Source organism: Allobosea sp. 10L417, assembly GCF_056395485.1.
In genome coordinates, this window is the sequence record NZ_JBFTJP010000001.1 from 293,184 (window position 1) to 315,698 (window position 22,515).

General features: G+C 66.1%; 23 protein-coding genes. 13 read left to right on the top strand and 10 right to left on the bottom strand.

The features are described 5' to 3' along the window. Nucleotides 1–43: 43 nt before the first annotated feature. Nucleotides 44–232 (bottom strand): hypothetical protein, encoded by a 189-nt coding sequence (locus tag AC1DE3_RS01615; protein ID WP_055728979.1) that lies wholly within the window; start codon nt 230–232, stop codon nt 44–46. A 48-nt stretch (nt 233–280) separates the two neighbouring features. Continuing rightward, complete coding sequence (locus AC1DE3_RS01620; RefSeq protein WP_476779182.1) at nt 281–742, bottom strand: cupin domain-containing protein; 462 nt, start codon at nt 740–742, stop codon at nt 281–283. A gap of 202 nt (nt 743–944) precedes the next feature. Between AC1DE3_RS01620 and AC1DE3_RS01625 the strand changes: the two genes are divergently transcribed. Continuing rightward, nucleotides 945–1,757 (top strand): LssY C-terminal domain-containing protein, encoded by an 813-nt coding sequence (locus AC1DE3_RS01625; protein WP_476852003.1) that lies wholly within the window; start codon nt 945–947, stop codon nt 1,755–1,757. A gap of 180 nt (nt 1,758–1,937) precedes the next feature. On the opposite strand, the gene AC1DE3_RS01630 is transcribed toward AC1DE3_RS01625, so the two are convergent. Beyond that, complete coding sequence (locus AC1DE3_RS01630) at nt 1,938–3,152, bottom strand: NADP-dependent isocitrate dehydrogenase (protein ID WP_441513059.1); 1,215 nt, start codon at nt 3,150–3,152, stop codon at nt 1,938–1,940. A gap of 215 nt (nt 3,153–3,367) precedes the next feature. Between AC1DE3_RS01630 and AC1DE3_RS01635 the strand changes: the two genes are divergently transcribed. From AC1DE3_RS01635 to AC1DE3_RS01650, 4 genes are all read left to right on the top strand, one after another. Further along, nucleotides 3,368–4,183 carry a hypothetical protein gene (locus AC1DE3_RS01635; protein WP_476779180.1) on the top strand — a complete coding sequence of 272 codons (816 nt, stop codon included), beginning with the start codon at nt 3,368–3,370 and terminating at the stop codon, nt 4,181–4,183. A gap of 78 nt (nt 4,184–4,261) precedes the next feature. Continuing rightward, nucleotides 4,262–4,999 carry an SDR family NAD(P)-dependent oxidoreductase gene (locus tag AC1DE3_RS01640; RefSeq protein ID WP_476779179.1) on the top strand — a complete coding sequence of 246 codons (738 nt, stop codon included), beginning with the start codon at nt 4,262–4,264 and terminating at the stop codon, nt 4,997–4,999. Nucleotides 5,000–5,088: 89 nt separating this feature from the next. After that, on the top strand, nt 5,089–5,634 hold the full coding sequence (locus AC1DE3_RS01645) for a 2,4'-dihydroxyacetophenone dioxygenase family protein (RefSeq protein ID WP_476779178.1): 546 nt from the start codon (nt 5,089–5,091) through the stop codon (nt 5,632–5,634). Between the two features lie 105 nt (nt 5,635–5,739). After that, nucleotides 5,740–6,912, top strand: a complete 1,173-nt coding sequence (locus tag AC1DE3_RS01650; protein WP_476852004.1) for an alpha/beta fold hydrolase — start codon at nt 5,740–5,742, stop codon at nt 6,910–6,912. A 51-nt stretch (nt 6,913–6,963) separates the two neighbouring features. On the opposite strand, the gene AC1DE3_RS01655 is transcribed toward AC1DE3_RS01650, so the two are convergent. Next, a complete protein-coding gene (locus tag AC1DE3_RS01655; RefSeq protein WP_441513064.1) occupies nt 6,964–7,371 on the bottom strand; it encodes a flagellar assembly protein FliX in 408 nt (135 codons plus the stop codon). A gap of 347 nt (nt 7,372–7,718) precedes the next feature. Between AC1DE3_RS01655 and AC1DE3_RS01660 the strand changes: the two genes are divergently transcribed. The 8 genes from AC1DE3_RS01660 to flaF all read left to right on the top strand — a co-directional run bounded on the left by AC1DE3_RS01660 (nt 7,719) and on the right by flaF (nt 14,345). Then, complete coding sequence (locus tag AC1DE3_RS01660; protein ID WP_441513091.1) at nt 7,719–8,828, top strand: flagellar basal body P-ring protein FlgI; 1,110 nt, start codon at nt 7,719–7,721, stop codon at nt 8,826–8,828. Beyond that, a complete protein-coding gene (locus AC1DE3_RS01665) occupies nt 8,828–9,184 on the top strand; it encodes a rod-binding protein (RefSeq protein WP_441513065.1) in 357 nt (118 codons plus the stop codon). Before AC1DE3_RS01660 ends, AC1DE3_RS01665 begins: the two co-directional genes overlap by 1 nt. Then, complete coding sequence (locus AC1DE3_RS01670) at nt 9,171–9,659, top strand: hypothetical protein (RefSeq protein WP_441513066.1); 489 nt, start codon at nt 9,171–9,173, stop codon at nt 9,657–9,659. The genes AC1DE3_RS01665 and AC1DE3_RS01670 overlap by 14 nt, the downstream gene beginning before the upstream one ends. A gap of 199 nt (nt 9,660–9,858) precedes the next feature. After that, on the top strand, nt 9,859–10,308 hold the full coding sequence (locus tag AC1DE3_RS01675; RefSeq protein WP_476779176.1) for a hypothetical protein: 450 nt from the start codon (nt 9,859–9,861) through the stop codon (nt 10,306–10,308). Between the two features lie 261 nt (nt 10,309–10,569). Continuing rightward, entirely contained in the window at nt 10,570–11,952 is a 1,383-nt protein-coding gene (locus AC1DE3_RS01680) for a flagellin N-terminal helical domain-containing protein (protein ID WP_476779175.1), read from the top strand. Nucleotides 11,953–12,152: 200 nt separating this feature from the next. Next, the gene (locus tag AC1DE3_RS01685) at nt 12,153–13,544 is read left to right on the top strand and encodes a flagellin N-terminal helical domain-containing protein (RefSeq protein WP_476779174.1); all 1,392 of its coding nucleotides are present in this window, start codon (nt 12,153–12,155) and stop codon (nt 13,542–13,544) included. Nucleotides 13,545–13,597: 53 nt separating this feature from the next. Beyond that, nucleotides 13,598–13,990, top strand: coding sequence for a flagellar biosynthesis repressor FlbT (flbT, locus tag AC1DE3_RS01690; protein ID WP_476779173.1), 393 nt, complete (start codon nt 13,598–13,600; stop codon nt 13,988–13,990). Beyond that, on the top strand, nt 13,974–14,345 hold the full coding sequence (gene flaF, locus AC1DE3_RS01695) for a flagellar biosynthesis regulator FlaF (RefSeq protein ID WP_476779172.1): 372 nt from the start codon (nt 13,974–13,976) through the stop codon (nt 14,343–14,345). The genes flbT and flaF overlap by 17 nt, the downstream gene beginning before the upstream one ends. Before the next feature lie 93 nt (nt 14,346–14,438). On the opposite strand, the gene AC1DE3_RS01700 is transcribed toward flaF, so the two are convergent. From AC1DE3_RS01700 to AC1DE3_RS01725, 6 genes are all read right to left on the bottom strand, one after another. Further along, entirely contained in the window at nt 14,439–15,956 is a 1,518-nt protein-coding gene (locus AC1DE3_RS01700) for a flagellin (RefSeq protein ID WP_476852005.1), read from the bottom strand. A gap of 7 nt (nt 15,957–15,963) precedes the next feature. Further along, complete coding sequence (gene flgK / locus AC1DE3_RS01705) at nt 15,964–17,835, bottom strand: flagellar hook-associated protein FlgK (protein ID WP_476852006.1); 1,872 nt, start codon at nt 17,833–17,835, stop codon at nt 15,964–15,966. 54 nt (nt 17,836–17,889) lie between these two features. Beyond that, nucleotides 17,890–19,287: a flagellar hook protein FlgE gene (locus tag AC1DE3_RS01710; RefSeq protein WP_441513724.1), complete on the bottom strand. Its 1,398-nt coding sequence runs from the start codon at nt 19,285–19,287 to the stop codon at nt 17,890–17,892. A 175-nt stretch (nt 19,288–19,462) separates the two neighbouring features. Next, complete coding sequence (locus AC1DE3_RS01715) at nt 19,463–20,476, bottom strand: YcjF family protein (protein ID WP_476852007.1); 1,014 nt, start codon at nt 20,474–20,476, stop codon at nt 19,463–19,465. Nucleotides 20,477–20,503: 27 nt separating this feature from the next. Then, nucleotides 20,504–21,949, bottom strand: a complete 1,446-nt coding sequence (locus tag AC1DE3_RS01720) for a YcjX family GTP-binding protein (RefSeq protein ID WP_476779168.1) — start codon at nt 21,947–21,949, stop codon at nt 20,504–20,506. A gap of 13 nt (nt 21,950–21,962) precedes the next feature. After that, on the bottom strand, nt 21,963–22,478 hold the full coding sequence (locus AC1DE3_RS01725; protein ID WP_476852008.1) for a SixA phosphatase family protein: 516 nt from the start codon (nt 22,476–22,478) through the stop codon (nt 21,963–21,965). Nucleotides 22,479–22,515: the final 37 nt, after the last annotated feature.

A 22,515-nucleotide genomic window follows, 5' to 3' on the forward strand; every position in this document is an offset into this window, starting at 1 on the left:
ACGACCGCCGCGCACCTGCGAGCAGGAATGCGCGGCGAACGTCTCAGCCCATCGCTTCGCGTTTCTTGAGCAGTTCGTTGAGCAGATCCTGCTGCTCATTGAGCCGCGTCGCCAGACGCTCCTCGGCGGCGGCGCCCGACACGCCCGTCGCCTGTTCCATCAACTCGGCGATGTTCCTCCGAGCAATGGCAATCCGCTCATCAAGCTCCATCTGCGAAGCGTTCTCAGGCATCCCAGCTCTCCGTATCGGCCAGTCTTCTTACAACGACAGTCCGCGCCCCTAGCCTGCGGGATAGGGGTCGCCATTCTCGTGGACGAAGCGCCCATCCGCATTGGCGCTCATCATATCGATATCGGAGCAAGTGGTCACGTCGGCTGGCCAGCGCCAGCCCATCTCGAGATAAACCGCCATCGCATCCGTACGATTGATCAGATGGTGGCCATCACCGCTGTTCTTGGGAAAGGCGGCGCACTCGCCGGCACGCAGCAGTGTCTCGCCCGCATCCTCGACGAGCACGAGCTCGCCCGCCACCACATAGACGAACTCGTCCTCATGCGAGTGCCAATGTCGCTGCGAGGACCAGCCGCCCGGCGGCACACGCATCAGATTGACCCCGAAATCCTTCAAGCCTCCGGCCTCGCCGAGCCGCTGCCGCAGGCGCCCGGCGCAGGGCGCATTGAACGGCGCCGGATAGCCCGAGCCCCGGACCTCCGGAACAACGGCGAGATCGATCTTTGGCATGGATGACCTCCGGCGGCGCGGGCGCATCGCGCCGGCGATCAACAACGTCCGATGAACTGGGCCGTTCCATCTGTCGCGCAAAGCTTTCAACGAAGGGGACAAAGGACACCAAGGGACAATAGCCAGCGTCCTTTGCGGCGGATTAGGCTGCACAGGCGGGGGAATCTCCGGAAGCCCCGCAGAGGCGACCGCAATCGAATCGATGTCGGAAATGGGTCAGATCGCGAGCAGGCGACGGTGGTGGATCGTCCTGGCAGGTGCGCTCGTCGCCTACCTGCTTCTTGCTTATCTCATACTGCCCCTTCTGTGGCGTCACCATGAGCATGAGCCGGGCCTCGCCTCCTTGCCCATGGTAACACGTACCGCGAGCGGTATCCCCGGCGACGCGCTCAATGTTGGCTTCGTCGGCAGCAGGGACGACGCTCTGCGTGCCATGCATGCGGCCGGCTGGTATCCGGCCGACCCGATTACCTTGCGGACGAGCATCGAGATTGTAGGCAGCGTGGCGCTCGACCGGCCCTATCACGACGCGCCTGTCAGTCCGCTGTACTATGAGGGCAAAAAAGAGCAGCTTGCATTCGAAAAGCCGGAGGGTACGAGCGCCGACCGCCGACACCACGTCCGGTTCTGGATGGTCCTCGAGAAGGGAAGTGATGGGCGGCCGGTCTGGCTGGGCTCCGTCACTTTCGACCGGGGCGTCGGCTTCAGCCACGATACCGGCCAGGTGACGCACCACATTGCACCCAACATCGACGCCGAGCGTGACATGCTGATGCGTGATCTCGGCAAGGCCGGCATGGTCCAGAACTTCTTCCAGATTTCCGGGGTGGGCCCGACCTTGTTCGGCCGGAATGGTGAAGGCGACCCCTATTACACCGATGGGGAGATCTACATCGCCACTTTGGTAATCGATGGCACCAGGCGAATGGAGCCGCCTGTGAGGATTCCCGCGCCCCCGCTCATCGCGCTCAAGGATCAAATCTGGCACGGCGTCGGCGACGCAATCGCAGATTGATCCCGGGCTTCACGCTGAGAGACGACCTCGTGGGCGCGCGCCCGCTGCCGGATCGGAACCTGCGAGGCCGGCGAATCCAGCCATCCCAAAACATGTGCGGCGACGGACTCGTTTCGTGCCGCCAATGGAAAAAGCCCGGCCTTTCGGCCGGGCTTCGCGACTTTCGCGGGAGGGCGCGCCTCAGGCGGCCATCGCCTTTTTCATGTTCTCGCTGACCTTCTCGAGGAAGCCGGTGGTCGAGAGCCACTTCTGCTCGGCGCCGACCAGCAGCGCGAGGTCCTTGGTCATGTCGCCGGCCTCGACGGTGTCGACCGTGACCTTCTCGAGCAGCGAGGCGAACTTCGCGAGCTCGGCGTTGTTGTCGAGCTTGGCACGGTGGGCGAGGCCACGCGTCCAGGCGAAGATCGAGGCGATCGAGTTGGTCGAGGTCTCCCGGCCCTTCTGATGCTCGCGGTAGTGGCGGGTCACCGTGCCGTGGGCGGCCTCGGCCTCGACGGTCTTGCCGTCCGGCGTCATCAGCACGGAGGTCATCAGGCCGAGCGAGCCGAAGCCCTGCGCCACGGTGTCGGACTGCACGTCGCCATCGTAGTTCTTGCAGGCCCAGACATAGCCGCCCGACCACTTCATTGCCGAGGCGACCATGTCGTCGATCAGGCGGTGCTCGTAGGTGATGCCGAGCTTGTCGAATTCGGCCTTGAACTCCTTCTCGTAGATCTCCTGGAAGATGTCCTTGAAGCGGCCGTCATAGGTCTTGAGGATGGTGTTCTTGGTCGAAAGATAGACCGGATACTTGCGCATCAGGCCATAGTTCAGCGAGGCGCGGGCGAAGTCGCGGATCGACTCGTCGAGATTGTACATCGCCATGGCGACGCCGGCCTCGGGGGCCTTGAAGACCTCCTTCTCGATGACGTTGCCGTCCTCGCCGACGAATTTGATCGAGAGAGTGCCCTTGCCCGGGAACTTGAAATCGGTCGCGCGATATTGGTCGCCATAGGCATGGCGGCCGATGACGATCGGCTGGGTCCAGCCCGGCACGAGGCGCGGCACGTTCTTGCAGATGATCGGCTCGCGGAAGATCACGCCGCCGAGGATGTTGCGGATCGTGCCGTTCGGCGACTTCCACATCTCCTTGAGGTTGAACTCCTTCACGCGGGCCTCGTCCGGCGTGATGGTCGCGCACTTCACGGCGACGCCATGCTTCTTCGTGGCGTTGGCCGCGTCGATCGTGACCTGGTCGTTGGTGGCGTCGCGGTTCTCGACGGAGAGGTCGTAATAGTCGAGCTCGAGGTCGAGATAGGGGAAGATCAGCGTGTCCTTGATCTTCTGCCAGATGATCCGGGTCATCTCGTCGCCGTCCATGTCGACGATCGGGTTGGCGACCTTGATCTTGCTCATGCGATAACCCCTGCTCTCTCCAGATAGAACGATCCGAAACTGCGGCTTTCCGCCACCGTCCGCGGCTGGGTCGCTTCCTAGCGGGTTCGGAGCGGCGGGGGAAGCGCGGCTTTCGGGCAACCGGGCAACGGCGCGATTATGTTGCATTGCCGCAAAATCGGCACCTTCCCCACCTAGCCTGACCTGCCGCTCGTCATAGCGACAGGACGAACGACGTGTTCCGCTTCAATTTCAACGGTACTGCCGCGGCACCGGCGGCGCTCCTTCTTGCCGCATCTCTTTCTCCCGCGCCCGCCGCGGCCCAGGAGGTGATGCCGGAGGGTGCCATCCAACTGCCCATCCCGCGCGCGGCTCTGCAGGACCCGGATGCCGCGGAGATGGAAGCTCTGCTGCCGGCCGGCGACAATGCCGACGCAGTCGTGTTCAATCCGACGCTCGCGGCGATCGGCCGTGCCAATGCCGCATCGGGCGCCCATCTGCGCGCCAGGGCGCCGATACCCGTCGACATCATCCGCGACGGCTTCGCCGCACGGCAGGACATGATGAGTGCCGCCCAGGACCGCGCGGTCGGCTTCAAGCTGGGCAAGGAGGTCTTCTCGCTCTCGACCACGCTCTCCGACCCCGCCAGCGCCGGCGCGACGCGCGACGCCCGGGTCAACTGGCGGCTCGCCCAGCCCGTATCCGCCGGAACGGGCTTCATCTGGGGCCTTTCCACCGGCGGCGGCGGCTCGCTCTACGGCAACCCCGAGCAGACCGGCGAGGCCCTCATCGGCTATCGCCAGGAACTGCTGCCGCATCTGACGCTGACTTCCCAGCTCGCCATGGCCGGCAACTACGTGTTTGCGCCGGGCGATGGCCTTCATACCGCCCTGACGCCGGAGATGAAGCTCTCGGTGGATCTCGCCAAATTCGCCGACCTGCCCTGGCAGACATCCTTTGACGTGACGCTGGCGCGCAAGCTGCCGCTGGTCGCCTCCGACTACGAGACGCTCGGACGGGCCATGCTCTCCCTCAAATACCAGCTGCAGTAACCGATCCGACCGTCATTGCATGGCGGCCCGCGCCGGGCCGCCTTTCCCCTTGCCGAAGGCCGCACTAGCCTTCGGCTCATGACACAATCGACTTCGACCAAATTCGCTCTTGTCACCGGCGGCACGCGCGGCATCGGCGCTGGCGCCGCCCTCGCCTTGGCCCAGGCCGGCTATGAGGTTCTCGCCACCGGCCTGACCGACGAGGAGGTCGCGGCGGCGTCGGGCCATCCCGCCATCCGCCATGCCCGGCTCGACGTCACCCGCGACGATCAGGTCGCGGCCATTGTCGCGACCTGCCCGCGCCTCGACGCGCTGGTGAACTGCGCCGGCATGATCCAGCGCGGCGGCAAGGAATTCGAGATCGACGCCTTCCGCCTGACCATCGAGGTGAATCTCACCGGCACGATGCGGATGTGCCTCGCCGCCAGGGACAAGCTCGCCGCCAAGGGCGCGGACAAGGCCGGCGGCGCCATCGTCAACATCGCCTCGATGCTGACTTTCCACGGCTCGCCCTTCGCCCCGGGCTATGCGGCCTCCAAGGGCGGCATCGGCCAGCTCACCAAATCGCTCGGAGCCGCCTGGGCGCCGGACGGCATCCGCGTCAACGCCGTCGCACCGGGCTGGATCGAGACGGAACTGACGCGCCCGCTGGTCGAGGATGCCGAGCGCTCGGCGCCGATCCTCGCCCGCACGCCAATGGGCCGCTGGGGCAAGCCCGGCGATGTCGGCGGCGCCATCGCCTTCCTGCTGTCCGATGCGGCGCAGTTCGTCACCGGCGCCATCCTGCCTGTCGATGGCGGCTACCTTGCCGTCTAGAAAAGCGATTCCGGTTCAGCAACTTGGGCCGGAAACCTGAATCAGATTGCGCACCACTTGAATCAGAACATCAGCACGGGAGAGACGCCATGAACACGACGAGCCCGATCCCCGTTGCGGCCACGCAGGAAGAGCGCTGGACGCCCTATCGCCACCCGCAACCGAAGGAATCGCCGCCGGAGCTGATCGTCCCTAATGTGATCCCCACCGACGAGCGCGTCTGGGTGCCGGTGGACGACAATGTCTGGTTCCGCCCCCTGCTCCTTTGCACCTCGCGCGGCTACTGGATGAACCTGCTCAAGGTCCGCCGCGCCGGCGTGCTCTCGCGCCACCGCCACCCCCTGCCCGTCCATGGCTACGTGCTCAAGGGCAAGTGGCGCTATCTCGAGCATGACTGGGTCGCGACCGAAGGCGCCTATGTCTACGAGGCTCCCGGCGAAACCCATACGCTGGTGGTCGATCCCGATGTCGAGGAGATGATCACGATGTTCCAGGTGAACGGCGCGATGATCTATGTCGATCCGGACGGCAAATGCCTCGGCTACGACGACGTCTTCACCCGCATCGACAAATGCAGGGCGCATTATGCGGGCAATGGGCTGGGCGCTGAATACGTGGACCAGTTCATCCGGTAACGGGGCCGGGCGCCGATCTGAGCTCCCCGCAGAAGCAATTGCTAAACGATATCTGGGCTAGTCACCGGACGCTGAAGTCTGCGCCTGCTCCCCGGAGAAACACTTATGCGGCTCGTCATCACCCTGCTGATCTGGATGTCGGCTGCCTTCTCCACCTCTCCGGCCGGGGCACAATCGGATTTCTACACGCCGACGACCGCCGAAATCGCCGGAGGGCGCCCCGGAACGGTGATACGTACGGAAATCCTCAAAGGAACGCCGGAGGGCGCGACCGCCTATCGGATGCTCTATCGCTCGCTCGGGCTCGACGGAAAGCCGATCGCCGTGTCCGGCGTTGCGATCGTCCCGTCAGGCCCCGTTCCGCCGGGAGGCCGTCCGATCGTGGCCTGGGCGCATCCGACGACCGGCGTCCAGCCGCAATGCGGGCCGTCGCGCGCCGGCGATATCTTCCAGTCCATCCAGGGCCTGCGTGCGATGATTGCGCGCGGATACATCGTCGCGGCGACGGACTATCCGGGCCTCGGCGCGCCGGGGACGTATCCCTATCTGGTCGGTGAGAGCGAGGGCCGGTCCGTGATCGACTCGGTGCGGGCAGCCCGTCAACTTGCCGGCGCCTCCGCCGGGCGACGCTTCGCCGTCTGGGGTCATTCGCAGGGGGGACACGCGGCGCTGTTCACCGGCATTCTGGCGAAACGCCTGGCCCCCGAACTCAATCTGGTCGGCGTCGCTGCCGCCGCGCCTGCGACCGAGCTCGGCCCGCTCCTGGCCGACGACATCGACACCGATGGCGGCCGCAATCTGACCGCGATGACCCTCTGGTCGTGGACACGCGTCTACAAGGCCCCTCTGACGAAGATCATCTACGAGCAGGCGATCCCGGTCGTCGACGTGCTCGCCGCGGACTGCATCGAAAGCCTGCCCGACATCCTGAGCCGGTTGCGCCCGACCAAGGCGCTGGAGCGCAAATTCCTCATCGACGAAGACTTTGCCGCCCGCCAGCCCTGGCATTCGCTGCTCGACCGGAACTCGCCCGGTCTCGTGCCGCGCGGCATCCCGGTCTTTCTGGCGCAGGGCACGGAGGACACGCTGGTCAGACCGCAGGTCACGCGCAACTATGCAGACAAGCTTTGCGCTGCCGGGAGTGCGGTGCGGTTCGAGGCACTACAGGGGGTAGGCCACCTACCGGCCGCCGAGGACAGTGCCGCAGCGGCGGTCGACTGGATGGAACAGCGCTTCAACGGCGCACCGCCACCGAACGACTGCACCCAGCCGAAATAAGGATTTGCGTTCCGCCGCGATGGCCCGTCTCGGGCGATCCGGCGGAGCCCGCTACCGGCCGAGCTTGGCGAGTTCCACAGCGGCACGCAGCTCGATATGAGCGAGCACCTCGTCCAGGCGCGGATCGTCGGTCGTCTCGCGCCGAAGCGCCAGCATCGTGCGCAGCCGCTCCAGCTCGGAAGGCAGCACCCGGCCGGCGAGCAGCGCGGCCTTCAGCCGGTCGAGCCCGTCAAGCAGGTCATGTCCGCGCCGCGCCTGCCGGCGTTTGCGGTCCTGGGTATCTTCCTCCGCTTGCACCGCCAGCAGCGTATCGAGCGGGCCGGTCGACCCGACGCCGCCGCTGCGGGCGGTGGAGGCGGAATCCTGTGTTGGAAGCGCGAAGGAAGCGCCGCTCGAGCGCCTCGCGGAACTGGCCGGGCCGGCATTCGAAACGGGCGCGCGCTGGTCGATCCTGATCATCGGCGGCCTCGCTAGCATCGGGCCGAAAAGTGGAAGCCGCTTTTCGGGCGAATCCGATGCAACAAACGGATGGATCGCCACCATGCGCCCGATCAGGGCGCGCGGCGAACCAGAGTGACCTGAAACTCGCCCGGCGTGGTTAACAACCGGTAAACTACCCGGCAGAAACTGCCGCCCCGGCAGGAACCGCAGCCTCCATGGACCGTGACCGAGGATGGCGCATAGCTCCAAATGGCTGACAAACAAGGCTTTTCGATTTCAGTCCGGCTGGCACGCCCCTCGCAAGGGCCTGTGGACTTGAAACTGCCCCCTGGTGCCGCAGCATGTTCCGCAACTCCGCCCTGACGATGCTGCTGAAGCCGCTGGCCGCTCTGCTGGCCGTGGCGATCGGCTTGTCGTCACAGCCGGTGTTCGCGCTCTCGCGCATCAAGGATCTCGCCGCGATCGAGGGCGTGCGCACCAACCAGCTGCTCGGCTACGGCATCGTCGTCGGCCTCAACGGCACCGGCGACACGCTGAACAACACGCCCTTCACCAAGCAGTCTCTGCAGGCGATGCTCGAGCGCCTCGGCGTCAACACGCGCGGCGCCAATATGCGCACCGCCAACGTCGCCGCGGTGATGGTGACCGCCAACCTGCCGCCCTTCTCCACGCAGGGCACCCGCGTCGACGTCACCGTTTCCGCCATGGGCGACTCCAAATCGCTCCAGGGCGGCACGCTGCTCGTCACCCCGCTCCTCGGCGCCGATGGCGAGGTCTATGCCGTCTCGCAGGGACCGGTCGCGATCTCCGGCTTTTCGGCCGAGGGCGAGGCGAGCAAGATCACCCGCGGCGTGCCGACCGTCGGCCGCATCGCCAATGGCGGTGTCGTCGAGCGCGAGATCGACTTCGCGCTGAACAAGCTCTCGACCCTGCGGCTGTCGCTGCGCAATCCCGACCTGACGACCGCGCGTCGCATGGCCGCAGCGATCAACGACTTCGTCGGTGGCGACTCCGCCGAGCCCACCGATCCCTCGACCGTCGTGCTGCAGATTCCGCCGCGCTTCAAGGGCAACATGATCCGGCTGCTGACCGATATCGAGCAGCTGCGCGTCGAGCCCGACCAGCTTGCCCGCATCGTCATCGACGAGCGCTCCGGCATCATCGTGATGGGCAAGGATGTGCGCGTCTCCACCGTCGCGGTGGCGCAGGGCAACCTCACGGTCACGATCAGCGAGACGCCGCAGGTCAGCCAGCCCAATGAATTCGCCCGCGGTCGGACCGTGGTGACACCGCAGACCAGCGTCAAGGTCGACACCGGCGGCGGCAACAAGCTCGCTCTGGTCAAGGAAAGCGTGACCCTGGCCGAGCTCGTCGACGGGCTCAACGCGCTCGGCATCGGGCCGCGCGACCTGATCTCCATTCTCCAGGCCATCAAGTCGGCAGGCGCCCTGCAGGCCGAAATCGAGGTGATGTGATGACCGCCGCTCTCGCCCTCCCCGCAGCCAATCTGGCGCTCGGCATCGCCGGCAAGGTCGCCAGTGGCATCGCCGAGGCGCTCGATCCAGCCAAGGCCAAGCTCAAGAAGCAGGCCGATGACTTCGAGACGATGTTTCTCGAGCAGATGACCGATCGCCTGACCGCGAGCGAAGGCACCGAAGGCCCGCTCGGCGAGAACGGCACCGGCGGCGGCATCTGGCGCTCTCAGCTCAGCCAGCAATACGCCAAGCAGATCCAGAAGGCGGGCGGCGTCGGCCTCTCCGACCAGATCCTGCGCGATCTGATCAGCCTTCAGGAGCAGTCCGCGTCCGGAGCGACGAATGTCGGCGGCTAATCTGATCCTGGACGAGCGGCCGCGCGTCGCCGATGCGCTGACGGCGCGTGCGCTGATCGAGGCCGTGCTGGAAGCTCTCGGTGCGCTGTCGCATCTCGTCGGCGAGGAGACCGAACTCGTCCGCGCCGGCCGCCTGCCGGAGGCGATGAGCCGCGAGCCCCGCAAGACCGAGCTCGCCGGCATCTATATGCGCGGCGTCGAACAGGTGAAGCTCAACGCCGTCGCGCTCGCGCGCTTCGTGCCCGATCAGGTCAAGCGCCTGAAGGACGCCCATCTCGCCTTTCAGAACCTGATCGAGACCAACCAGATCGTGCTGGCGACAGCTCGCGCCGTCTCGGAATCCGTCATCCGCGACCTCGCCGCCGACGCCAACAGGCCGATGCGCGCGAATGGTTACGGGCCCGCGGCCTCCGTCGGCGCCGGCGCCTTCGCCCGGCCCAACTCCGGCCCGCTCGTCGTTTCGCGGAGCCTGTGAGCGGCGGTCCGCTCAAGGCGGCGGCCTGTCTTGCAAATCCGGCGCGGCTGCGCCGGAAACCCTCAATATTTACCTAAATCCCTAACGGCAGATTCAATCTTTTCTGTCATCTTGGGCAGAGTCGGCCAGGTGTGCCCTGCCCCCGGCAATCGGCGAGACCGGCGCAACGGCGCCGCGAACAGCTCCAGAAGGAGTGGTCATGGAATTCGGCAACGCACCCAGGATCGTGGCGCCGACCGCCGCACCGGTCACCCGCGCCGACGTCACCGCCCAGCCGGGCAGCGTCGCGGTCGACCTGCCGCCCGAGAAGACCGTCCAATCCGCCTCCGCCGGCGCAGCGGTGAATGTCGAGGTCCGTGCGGAAGCCCGCGACGCGCAGAGCCGCGCAAACGGCGAACGTCGTGCCTTCGTCAATGACCGGAACGGCCGCACCGCCAATCGCACGGTCGACGAAACCGTGGAGCGCAGGCTCGTCATCGACCCGAAGACCCGGGCGATCGTTCTGCAGAAGAAGGATCGCGAGACCGGCGAGACGGTCTCCCAGCTACCCGACGAAACACTTCTGAAGCTGCGGGCCTATTCGCGCGAACTCACCGAGCGGGCACGCGAGGCCGAAGAAGAGCGTCATCAGGTCGAGCGCACTGCCTGACGGCTCTGCCCTTCCGTTCCAGCAGCAATCTGCATCCCGCCCGCGCTCCGTGCGGGCGTTCTTTTTGCGTCGGCCATGTCGCCCACGTCAAAGGCCGCGTGGCCGTTAGCAGGCGCTTAACCATGGCCCGACGAGCGCTGCCTTGCGCTCAATTTGCCGAGGGAAATTTACCGGTTGTTACGGGCTGGCGCGCCAGGGTCGCCTCGTCCTGGCCAGAACGGCCCGGGCGCCAGAAGGCATCCTACCAGAAGGTAAAAACAGATGGCCGTCTCTCTCAATGCGGGTGTGCGCAACGCGCTCTCGTCGCTGCAGTCGATCACCGCCCAGGCCCAGGCTTCCCAGTTCAAGCTGGCGACCGGCAAGAAGGTCAACTCGGCAGTCGACAACCCCGTCAATTACTTCACCGCCGCCTCGCTCAATGACCGTTCCAGCCAGCTCACCGGCTTGCTCGACGGCATGTCCAACGGCATCCAGACCATCCAGGCCGCCTCCAAGGGCATCGACGGCATCACCAAGCTGGTGAGCTCCCTGCAGTCGACCATCAAGCAGGCACAGTCGGACGCGGCCCAGAACCGCCCGACCAAGGCCGGCACGGCTCTCGCCACTGCGGCGGAGCAGGTCGCGACCTCGAAGAGCCTGAAGGACGTTGCGCTCGACAAGAAGCTCGTCGACGTGACCGGCGGTACTGCCGCCACCGCCGACGCGGCTACCGCGACCAGCTCCGGTGACGTCGGCATTGCCGCCGACACCGACGGTGTGCGCGCTGCGATCTCGATTAAAGCTGGTTCGACGACCTATACGGCCTCGTTCGACGCCACGAACGCTTCGGTTCGCGATGTCGTCAACGAGATCAACAAGTCGGGCGTCGCCACCGCCTTCGTCGACGAGAAGGGCCAGCTCAACGTCAAGGGCACCGGTTCGGACGATGTCGAGTTCGGCTTCGGCACCGCCGCCGTGACGGCGGCTTCCGCTGGTAATCCCACCTCGACGGAAATCGATACGGCCAACACCGCCGCGGTCACCGCTGCCGGCACCGGCACGAGCAACACCGCGATCGGCTTCCTCGCGGCCGATGCCACCGCCGGTGGCGCGATCAAGGGTCAGAGCATCACCTCGGCGACGCGCTCGAACCTGATCGACCAGTACAACGACCTGCGCGGCAAGATCGACGATCTCGCCAAGGACGCGAGCTTCAACGGCATCAACCTGCTGAAGGGCGACCGTCTCTCGATCCAGTTCAACGAGAAGGCCGGCAAGAACCAGACCAAGCTCGACATTCAGGGATCGGACGTCACCTCCGACAACCTGGGTATCGCCCAGGCTGGCAACACCCAGCTCGCCGGCCAGGTCAATTTCCAGAACGACACCGACCTTGAATCCGCGACCAAGGCCCTCACCGGCGCCCTGACCTCGCTGAAGTCGCTGTCGTCCAGCCTCGGCGCCAGCCTTTCGGTCGCCCAGACCCGTCAGGACTTCACCAAGGACATGGCGGACGTGCTGAGCACCGGCGCCTCCAACCTGGTGAACGTCGACGCCAACTCGGAAGCCGCCAACCTGCTCGCGCTGCAGACCCGTCAGCAGCTCTCGCAGACGGCGCTGTCGCTCTCGAACCAGAGCGACCAGGCGGTCCTGCGTCTGTTCTGATCTTCGGTCCGCAGAAGCGGATCAGCCCGCAGAACGCGGGACGAAGTCAAAGAGCGGCGGAGCTTCGGCTCCGCCGCTTTTCGTTTGGGCGACGCAGCCGGAACAACGCCTCGATTAACCTTTTGTTATCCCTAACGAGTGATGATCACCCCTGAAATCAGGTTGCATCGCGCCGGAGTCGCGCGTTCAGGGGACCGAAGATGGCCAGCACGATCCTTTCCAGCGGTGTCCGCAACAACCTGCTGACGCTGCAGCAGACGACGGCCCAGCAGAGTGTCATCCAGAACCGCCTCGCCACCGGCAAGAAGGTCAACTCCGCGATCGACAACCCGGTGAACTACTTCACTGCGCTCTCGCTGAACGACCGATCCAGCCAGCTCACCGGCCTGCTTGACGGCATCTCGAACGGCATCCAGACCATCCAGACCGCCTCGAAGGGCATCGACGGCATCACCAAGCTCGTCCAGTCGCTGCAGTCGACGGTCAAACAGGCCCAGGCCGATGCGGCTCAAAATCGTCCGACCAAGGCCGGCACGGCTCTCTCCACCGCGACGGAAGCGGCGGTGACGAGCAAGAGCCTCAAGGATATCGCCCTCGACAAGCGCGTGGTCGACGACAACGGCGCCGGCGCCAATGCCGCAACCGCTACGTATTCCGGCAATGTCGGCGGCCCGGTTCTCGCCGCGGGCGACGAGGCGACGACCTCGATCACGCTGACCTCGGGTTCGACGACCTATACCGCCAGCTTCCTCAGCACGAACTCGACGGTTCGCGACGTCGTCAACGAGATCAACAAGTCGGGCATCGCCACCGCCTTCGTCGACGAGAAGGGCCAGCTCAACGTCAAGGGCATCGGCTCCGAGAAGGTGCAGTTCGGTATCGGGACCACGACCTTCACTCCGGCCGCGCCTGGCGCGCCGACCCCGGCCGAGATCGCGGCGGCAGGCGCCACGGCCTTGACTACTGCGGCCGGCGCCACCAGCGACAACACCGATTTCGGCTTCGCACTCACCGACAACTCGGCCGCCGGCACGACGATCACCGGATCGAGCATCACCTCGGCGGTACGCTCGAACTTGATCGATCAGTTCAACGACCTGCGCAACAAGATCGACGATCTCGCCAAGGACTCCAGCTACAACGGCATCAACCTGCTCGCTGGCGACCGTCTGACGATCCAGTTCAACGAGAAGACCGGCAAGAACCAGACCAAGCTCGACATCCAGGGCTCGAACCTGACATCGGACAATCTCGGCATTCCGAAGGCCGTCAACACGCAGCTCACCGGCTTCATCAACTTCCAAAACGACGCCGACCTCGACAAGGCCACCCAGTCGCTGACCGGCGCTCTCACCTCGCTGAAGTCGCTCTCCTCGACGCTGGGCTCCAACCTCTCGGTCGCCCAGACCCGGCAGGACTTCACCAAGGAACTGGCGAACGTCCTGACGACCGGCGCTGGCAACCTCGTCCTGGCCGATCCGAACGAGGAAGGCGCGAGCCTGCTCGCCCTCAACACCCGCCAGCAGCTCTCGCAGACCGCGCTCTCACTGGCGAACCAGGCCGACCAGGGCGTCCTGCGCCTCTTCGGCTGACGCCTCCGGGTCCAGTCCGCCGCCCTTCCCTCCGCCAGAAGGCTCAGACAGACATGGCTCTCAAGGTCGAGCTCAAGCCGCGCGAACGGATCATCATCGGCCAGGTGGTGATCCGCAACGACGAGCAGCGCACGCGCTTCTTCATCGAAGGCGACGCCCCGATCCTGCGCGAGAAAGACATTCTCACGGCCACGACCGCAGACAGCCCGGCCAAGAAGATCTATTTCGCGATCCAGTTGATGTATCTGGCCCAGGATCCCACGCTTCAGCACGAGGTGTTTTTCCAGCTCGTGCGAGATTTCGTCCAGGCCGCTCCCAGCGCTCTGCCGCATGTTCACGAGATCAATAACCGCATCTTAAGCGGGGATCTGTACAAAGCCCTCAAGGCAGCCAAGAAGCTGATCGCCTACGAAGCGGAACTGATCGAGCATGCAAAACGGGTTTAACGCCTACGCCGCCGCCGCCAAGACAGCCCAGTCCGTCGTTTCACCCCGCGAGCTCGAAGCCTCCCTCCTGATCAAGGCCGCCACCCGCCTCCAGATCGTCGCCGACGACTGGGCCGCGCGCGAGCGCGAGCTCGACGAAGCCCTGACCTATAACCGCAGGCTCTGGACCCTGCTCGTCTCGGCCGTGATCGCCGAGGACAATCCGCTGCCGGTCGGCATCAAGACCAACATCCTCGGCCTCGGCAATTTCATCTTCAACCATACCTTCAAGCTCGCAGCCGATCCGCAGCCGCAGGGACTTGGCATTCTCGTCAATATCAACCGCGACATCGCGGCCGGGCTGCGCGGGCGCTGATACGCCCGCTCCGAGCAAGTTCTCCAGCTTCCGAAAAGGAAACGCCGCCCGAATGGGCGGCGTTTCATTTTGAGGCGGGAGTGAGCGGAAAGCTCAGAGGAAGTTCGTCAGCGACAGCTTCGAGAGCATCGAGGTCACCTGATAGCTTGCCTGCAGCTGCGTCTGCAGCGACAGGATCTGAGTCGCGACTTCCTCGGTCGAGACGTTTTCGATGCCCGACAGCGTCGTCGTCAGGTAGTCCTTGGTGCCCTGATGGCGCTCCTTGGCGCTGGCGAGCGCCGTCTGGGCGGAGCCGAGCTCGGTGATGATCTCGGCCGGCTTCTGGGTGCTGCCGCCGAAACCGAGCTTCTCGCTGACGCGCGACGTCATCGCCTCGTAGCGCGCCTGCGAATTGGCGTCGCCGGCCGGGAAGTTCTCGACCGCCATGATCGCGAACTGCGCGAGGCCGACGCGGAACGCCTCCTCGTTCGCCCGCGCGCCCGTCCCCACGATCTGGCCCTGGTCGATCTGGACCGTCGAGGTGCTGCGCGCCGGATCGGAGCCGTCATCGCCGCGATACCAGATCACCGTCGTCGCAGCGGCGCCCGCATTGGTCGGCGGTGCGGTAGCCGTGTCGAAGGGTGGTCCGGGAACGCGCTTCGGAGGATTGCTGAGGCTGCCCGCGAAGAAATCCTGGGCTGCGACCTGCGAGGACGCGGCCGAAAGCGTCGTCTTCGCCTCCTGACCGAGCGCCGCATTGATCGAGTTGCGCAGATTGGCCGCCGTGGCGTTGGGGTCGGCGCCGATCTCGAAGGAATCGGTGTCCGATCCGGTCGTTCCAGTGGCCCGGGCGGTGAGGACGATTTCCTCCTGCGTCCCGTCCGGCAGGTTGAGCTTGAGCCGAACCGTGTCGCCTGCCGCCGGCTGCGACGCGACATTGACGGAAACATCCGCCGGCGGCCCGGGATTGAACGTCGTCGCCAGCGCGGCCGAGCTGCCGGAAATTCCGGCGATCTTGAAGCCATAAGGATGAACGGTCGCCTCTTCGGCGATGGTCGCCGTCGTGCCGGCGCCCCCGGCCGTCAGCCGTCCCAGCCCGGAACCGAGATCGGCCTGCCGGCGTTCGTCGATCAGCTGCTTCAGTCCCGCCTTGCCGGCGCCGTCGCCATTGATGATCTCGTCGAAGCCGGCCGCGGGCTGGGTATCCGAGGTCTTCCCGGAGAAGAGATAGCGGCCATTGACCGCGATATTCAGCAGGTCGAGGGACTGCTTGAATTTTTCCTCCGCCAGAACCTGCGGCGAGGACCGGCCGCTGGCACTCGGCACATAGCTGTTGGAGCGCGTGTCGTTGCGCGTCTCGCTGGTGAGCTTCGCGAAGTTCTCGACCGACGTCGTCTGCAGCTTCAGGTTCACATTACTGAGGTCGATGCCGCTCAGCCAGGAATCAAGCGTTGAGATCTTGGCGTTGAGATCGAGGCTGACGCGCCGGTCGATGCCGAGATCGCCATAGCTGGTGCTGCGCTGCTTGGTATCGAGCTKACGCTGGAGATCGTCGAACTGCGCGCGGGTCGAAACGAATTCGTTGGGCTTGGCCGCGCGATAGGCACCGGTTCCATAGGCGGTGATGGTCATGGTGGGCTCACACTCTCAGCAGCACGTCCATCATCTCCTTGACGGTGGAGATGATGCGAGCATTGGCGGCATAGGCGTTCTGAAGCTCGATCAGCATCGACATTTCCTGGTCGACATTGACCTGCGCGGTTTCCTGGAAGCGGCTCTGGATCGAGGCGAGCGCGACCTGCTGGCCTTCGTCGAGACGCTTGGCGGCTTCGACCGCCTGTCCTTGGGAAGAGACCACGCGCTGGACGAAGTTGCCGATCGTCGTGTTCGAGGTCGCGCTGTTGCCGTCGAGGCCGACGGCGTTGGTGAAGGAGCGCTGGCTCTGCGTCAGCCGGTCCAGCATCAGCTTCGGACGGGTGACGTCGCCCTGCGCCGTGGCGGGCGAGGTGTTGTACACCGCGAGCAGCGAGCGATCCGCGACCAGCGCCGGATTGACCGTGATCCGCGCGGCGTAGCCGACGCTCTGCGACCCACCGTCATAGGAACCGGTGAAGGGGACGCCCGCCGAGCCATCGACGAAGAAGGGCAATTCCGGGGTACCGCCGGCCGCGGACAACGCCGTGTTGGTCGGCCGCGACGTCAGGCCGATCACGTCGCGCGTCCCGGCAGCGCCGTCGTCGACGATGCTCAGCACCGAGCCCGTGTTGGAGACCGTGAAGCCCGGGCCGACGGCCGCCTGGATCTGCGCCGCGACGGAAGCCGGGCCGCCGGAGAAATCGATGCCGATCACGCGGTTATTGGCATCGCCGCTTGCCGAGGCCGGCAAAGGCAGCGAGGCGGCGGAATCGACGCGGACGAAAGTGAAGCGCTGGGTCTGGCCGCCCGGCGTCACCTTGTAGTCGAGCGTCATCGTATTGCCGGACTGCAGCCCGGCCGTGTCGACCTCGAAGCCGGAGGCCGCGCCCGCCGTCACGGGAGTGCCCGCGATCTCGCGGTCCGAGAGCGCCTTCGACATCTGCGCAGCGATTTCGTCGAGCTGGGCCTGCGCCTGCACCAGCGTCTTGTCGCGCAGCTCGATGTTGGCGGCGATCTCGCCCGAGCGGAAGACGCGGTTCGCGATGGCGTCCGAGACGTTCCCGGACGAATCCTTCATCGTGATGGTGCCGACGCCCCGCTTCGCCGGGTCGGCGTTCCACTGATCGTCGGGGCCGAGCCCGCTATGCTCGTCGAAGCCGAAGGTGACGGAGGGCCGGCCGTCGAAGAGCTGCGTGCCCGATCCGGTGACGACCGAGACCGAGCCCCGCGAATCCTCGCTCGTCTTGATGTCGACATACTGCGAGAGCTCGGACAGGATCAGGTCGCGCTGATCCCTCAGGGTCGCCGTCGAACTGTCGTTCGGCGCCGCCACGATGCGGGAATTGACCTTGGTCAGCGCACCCAGCAGGTCGTTGACCTTGGTGACGGCGTTGGCGATGCTGTTTTCGGACTGAGCGCGCAGAGCCTGCACGCCATTCGAGAGCGTGTTGAGCTGCCGGGCCAGCTGCGTCGCATTGTCGATGACCTGCGAGCGCAGGCTGTACGAGGACGGGTCGTTCTGCAGCGACTGCAGAGCGCCGGTGAATTTGCTGAAGATCGTGTCGAGTGCGGTCGCGCTGCCCGGCGCACCATAGAGCTTGTCGAGGTTCGAAAGCGCGCTCGCCCGCGTCGAGGTATAGGCGGCGCCGGAGGTCTCCTGCCAGAGCTGGTGCTGGACGATCTTGTCGAGCAGCCGCTGGACCTGCGAACTCTTCACGCCGATCGTCAGCCCGGAAAGGCTGTCGGCAGTCGAGACCTGCCGCCGGACATAGCCCGTCGTCCCCGCATTGGCGACGTTCTGCGAAACGACGCCGATGCCGAGTTGCGTGGCGTTGAGCCCGCCGATCGCCGTGTTGAGGGAAGTACTCAGACCCATCGCCAACTCCTGTCGCTAGCACCGGCCCTTCTGGGCCGCACACATTCGCGCCGCTCAGCGGATGATGTTGAACACGGAGGTCAGCATCTCCTGCGCGGTGGTGATGACCTTGGTGTTGGCCGAGTAGGCCTGCTGGGTGACGATCATCTTCGAGAATTCGTCGGCGATGTCCGTGTTCGACTGCTCGACCGAGCCGCCGACCAACTGCGAGGTGCCCAGCCCGATGATCGGCGGGCCGGATTCGATCGTCTCCTCGAAGGCGCCGCCGTCGAGCCGCTTCAGCGAATTGTCGGCGTTGAAGCGCGCCACCGAGAGCTGGGCGAGCGCGACGACCTGACCGTTGCTGAAGGTGCCGATCACCTGCCCCTCGGCCGAGACCGAGACGCGATCCAGCGTGCCGGCCGTGTAGCCGTCCTGGCGGATGCTGCGCGCATCGATCTGGCCGCTGACGTCGCCGTTCTGGGTCAAGCCGTTGCCGCCGGTGGTGAGGTTGATGCCAGTGACCGTCGTCCCGCCGATCGTCATCGTCGGCAGCGCGATATTGCCGCCAGCAGGGTTCGTCATCTGCCCGGTGGCATCGAAGGTGATCGAGCTGTTGACATTGCGATAGGCGACGGCGCCGCCGGTCGCACCGGTGTTCTCGGCGACGAACAGGTTCCAGGTGTCGGTCGTCGGCGGCGGGCCGGCCGATGCGTTGGTCGTCTTGGCCCAGCGCAGCTCCACGCTGGTCGCCTTGCCGAGCGTATCGTAGACCGTCACCGACCCGCCCGGGATCGACTGGCTCAGGAAGCTCGTCATGTCGCTGCCGACGACCACGCCGGTGCCGCCCTGGGTGGTCGAGAGCGGATTGGAAGCAAAGCCCGTCGAGCTCAGCAGCTCCGAGCCCGCAACCGCGCTGTCGGCATTGTTCGTCTTCGGATAGGCCGGGATGTTGGCGCGATACTCGATAGAGGTCGTCGCCTTGGCCGGGAACTGCTCCTTGGTGATGCGCAATACGTCGGGCTGGGTGCCGATAAGCTGGCCCGTCACCTGGTCGATCTTCAGGCCCTTGAGATAGTAGCCGGCGCCGTTGACGAGATAGCCGTTCGCGTCGAAGTCGAAATCGCCGCGGCGGGTATAGAGGTTCTTGTTGGCGAACTGCGTGTTGGCGCCGACGCCGCTCGAACGCTGATCGACCACGAAGAAGCCGTCGCCGTTGATGGCGACGTTGGTGTCGATGCGGGTCGGATTGAGGTCGCCCTGAATCGAATTGGTCGATTGGCTGTAGGCGGCGACAGAGCCGGCGATCTGCCGGTTGAGCGCCGCATCCGGCACCAGATCGGCGAAGGTGGTATCGACGCGCTTGTAGCCGGCCGTCCGCGAATTCGCGATGTTTCCGGAGATGTTCTCGAGCGCATAGGACTGCGCCGTCATACCCGAAACCGCTGTCGTCAGCGCACTGAAAACACCCATGGAACCCTCACCTCGACCGGCGCCCCCCAAGGGCTGCCCACAACTCGAGGTTTGATCTGCATGGCGCATGCCATACGGGTGTTCGTTTTATTTCAGAGGGTTACATCGTTTACGAAGGGTTTTCCGGCAGTCCTGACCGGGCAGATTCGCCTGCGGCCGGCAGAATCTGCCGGGCTCAGCTCCCGGAGGCCTTGTCCGCGCGCCAGGAAGCCAGATCGCCAGCCACCTCCGCAAGAGTGGGCGGCTTCGCCTCGACGAAAGGCAGCGGCCGGCAGACCTCCAGCGCCGCAAGACCGATGCGGGCCGTCAGCATGCCGTTGATCACGCCCTCGCCGAGCTTGGCCGAGAGCCGGGCCGCGAGCCCCTGTCCCACCAGCTGCTGAATCACCGCATCGCCCGCCGCGATGCCGCCGGTCAGGACGAGATGGTTCATCACCTGCCGCGYCAGCCGGAGCAGGCCCAGCGTGCCGGGCCGCCCCGCATAGATGCCGGCGATCGAACGCAGCAAGCGGGCGCAGGCGACCAGCACGAAGACGACATCGACCAGCGCGCGCGGGCTGACCGCAGTGACCAGCGACACCCGCCGCGCCGCCTGCGCGATCTGCGCTTGTGCAATCGCGTCGAGCGGCACGAGCAGGCTGCGCTCTGCCACCGTCAGCATGTCGCGCGCCGCGTAGAGCTGCGGCAGCGCCTCCTGCAGCGCCGCACGGCCTTGCGCCGTCTGCGCCCGGCTCTTGTAAAGGCCGACGAGTTCCTCCGCGATCGCCCTGCCTTCATCCGGCGTTCCGCCTGCGAGCGCCAGCGTCGCGCGCTCGCGCAAGGCCTCGACCTTCCGTTCGCGCAGGATGTCGCGCAGCACCCGCGCCAGCATGACGAGCAGCGCCAGCGCGGCAACGGCGGCGCAGACCAGCGCCGCATAGCCGAGCATCGGATTCTGGCTCATCAGCGCGGAGATCGTGTTCTCGACCCAGACGCCGGCCGCCAGTGCCAGGAACCCGGAAAGCCCCGCGACGAACAGCGAACCCCAGGAGAAGCCGCGCCGGGCTGCCGGGGCGGCGGCCGGGGCAATGGCGTCGATCGGCTCGCTCTCGGGCAGGATCGCGACATCGCCGCGCCGAATGGTGCTCTCGCCGACGATCTCCTCCTGCCCCGGTTGGTCGAGGCGAACCGCTCGCGGTGCCTTGGTCATGGCCGGAATCTGCTCATGACAGCCTCCTCATGCCAGCCTGTCGCCGATGAGGAATTCCAGCGCACGGTCGAGGCGGATCTGCGGCGGCGGCTTCGAACGCCCGCCCGCATCCGGCTCGACCAGCGGCGGCCGGAAGCGCGGCGCCCTCACCAGCCAATGCGCCTTCGGGTCGAAGATCGCCTCAGGCCGCTCCGGCAGCTCGCCCGGGAAGATCGCCGCTTCCGCTATGCCATCGAAGATCTGCCCGTCGATCTCCTCGCCTGCCTCCGGCACGCCGGCGATGGCCGGGAATTCCTCGCGCCCCTGCTTGATTCTGACTTCATGCGTCGCGCGCACCGCCGCGAGCGCCATCGACTCCACCTTTGCCCCGGCCCCCTGCGCCCGCGAAGCCGCCCGCCCGACGAGATGCGACATCACCGCCGCCAGCCGGTCATGGCTGCTATGGTGGATATGGTCGGCCTTGGTGGCGGCGAAGAGCACACGCTCGATGCGCGGCGCGAACAGGCTCGAAAGCCAGGAATTGCGGCCGACCGAGAAGGCGGCGAGCGCCTGCCCCAGCGCGGTCTCGAGATCGGCCAGTGCCGGAGCCCCGGCATCGAGCGCAGCCAGCACGTCGACCAGCACGATCTGCCGGTCGAGCCGTGCGAAATGATCGCGGAAGAACGGGGTGACGACGACGCGCTTATAGGCTTCGAAACGCTCGGCCATCAGCGCGGCGAGCGTGCCCGGCCTGGGCTCGCGATCATGGCCGAGATCGAGCGGCGCGAAGGTCAGCGCCGGCGAGCCTTCAAGGTCGCCCGGCATCAGGAAGCGCCCCGGTGGGGTCACCGCCACCGCCTCGGGATCGGCCCGCAGACGCGCCAGATAGTCCTTGAACAGGTCGCTGGCCGCCTCGGCCACGAGCTCGTCCGGTGCCCCGTCCGGATCGCGCGCCGGCAGATCCGCGAGCCAGGCCTCGGCGGAAGCGCGCCGATGGGCCTTGCGGGCATCGGCCACCGCCTGCGCCGACCAGGTCTTGTAGTCCTGCCCGATCAAGGCGAGGTCGAGCAGCCATTCGCCGGGATAGTCGACGATGTCGAGCGTCAACGTCGCCGGCCCCTTGAACCAGCCAGCCGCGCGCTCGTAATCGATCTCGACCCGGAGTTCCGCGATGCGCTTCGTCGAGTCCGGCCAGCGCCTGTCGGCCCCGGTCATCGCAGCGCGATGCGCCTCGTAAGGGAAGCGCGGCACCTCGGGGTCGGGCTGCGGCACCAGGCGCACGCGGGCGATCCGCCCTTCGGACGCCGCCTTCAGCACCGGCAGCCTCGCCCCTTCCATCAAATTCTGGATCAGAGCCGTCGTGAAAACCGTCTTGCCGGAGCGCGCCAGCCCGGTGACGCCGATCCGCAGACGCGGGCGCGCCAGCCCGAGGAGGCTGTCGCCGAAAGCCAGGGCAGCGCTGCGGGCGCTGTCGAGATAGGAAGTGTCGCTCACGACGACGCCGGCATCACTCGTCCGGTCCCTCACCCAGCGAGCCGGGGGTGACGAAGCGGTCGAGCCTTCCGCCCCGCTCGGCCACATCGCGCCAGTCGTCGACGGCGAAGTCGAGCACGGCAAGGCCGCAGGTCGGGTATTTCTGGTTCATCCGCGCCGCCGCATAGCGGTCGCCATGGCCGGTCAGCAGATGCGCCAGCTCCTCGAAGCCGGGATTGTGTCCGATCATCAGCAAGGTGCGGACGTCGCCCTCGATATCCTGCACCACGACGAGGAGGCGCCCGACCTTGGCTTCGTAGATCCGCGGCTCGTACTGTGTTGCGGGCTTTTCAGGCAGCATCGGCGCCACCAGCTCCCAAGTCTCCACAGTGCGCTTGGCCGGCGAAATCAGCACCAGATCCGGCAGCAGCAGCTCATCGGCGAGGTAGCGCCCCATAACGGGCGCAGCTTCCCGGCCGCGCGTGGCCAGCGGTCGGTCCCGGTCGGCCACACCGGCGGGCCAGTGGGACTTGGCGTGGCGCAGAAGCATGAGGCGTCTCATCGGAAGAACGTAGCGATGACGCCGA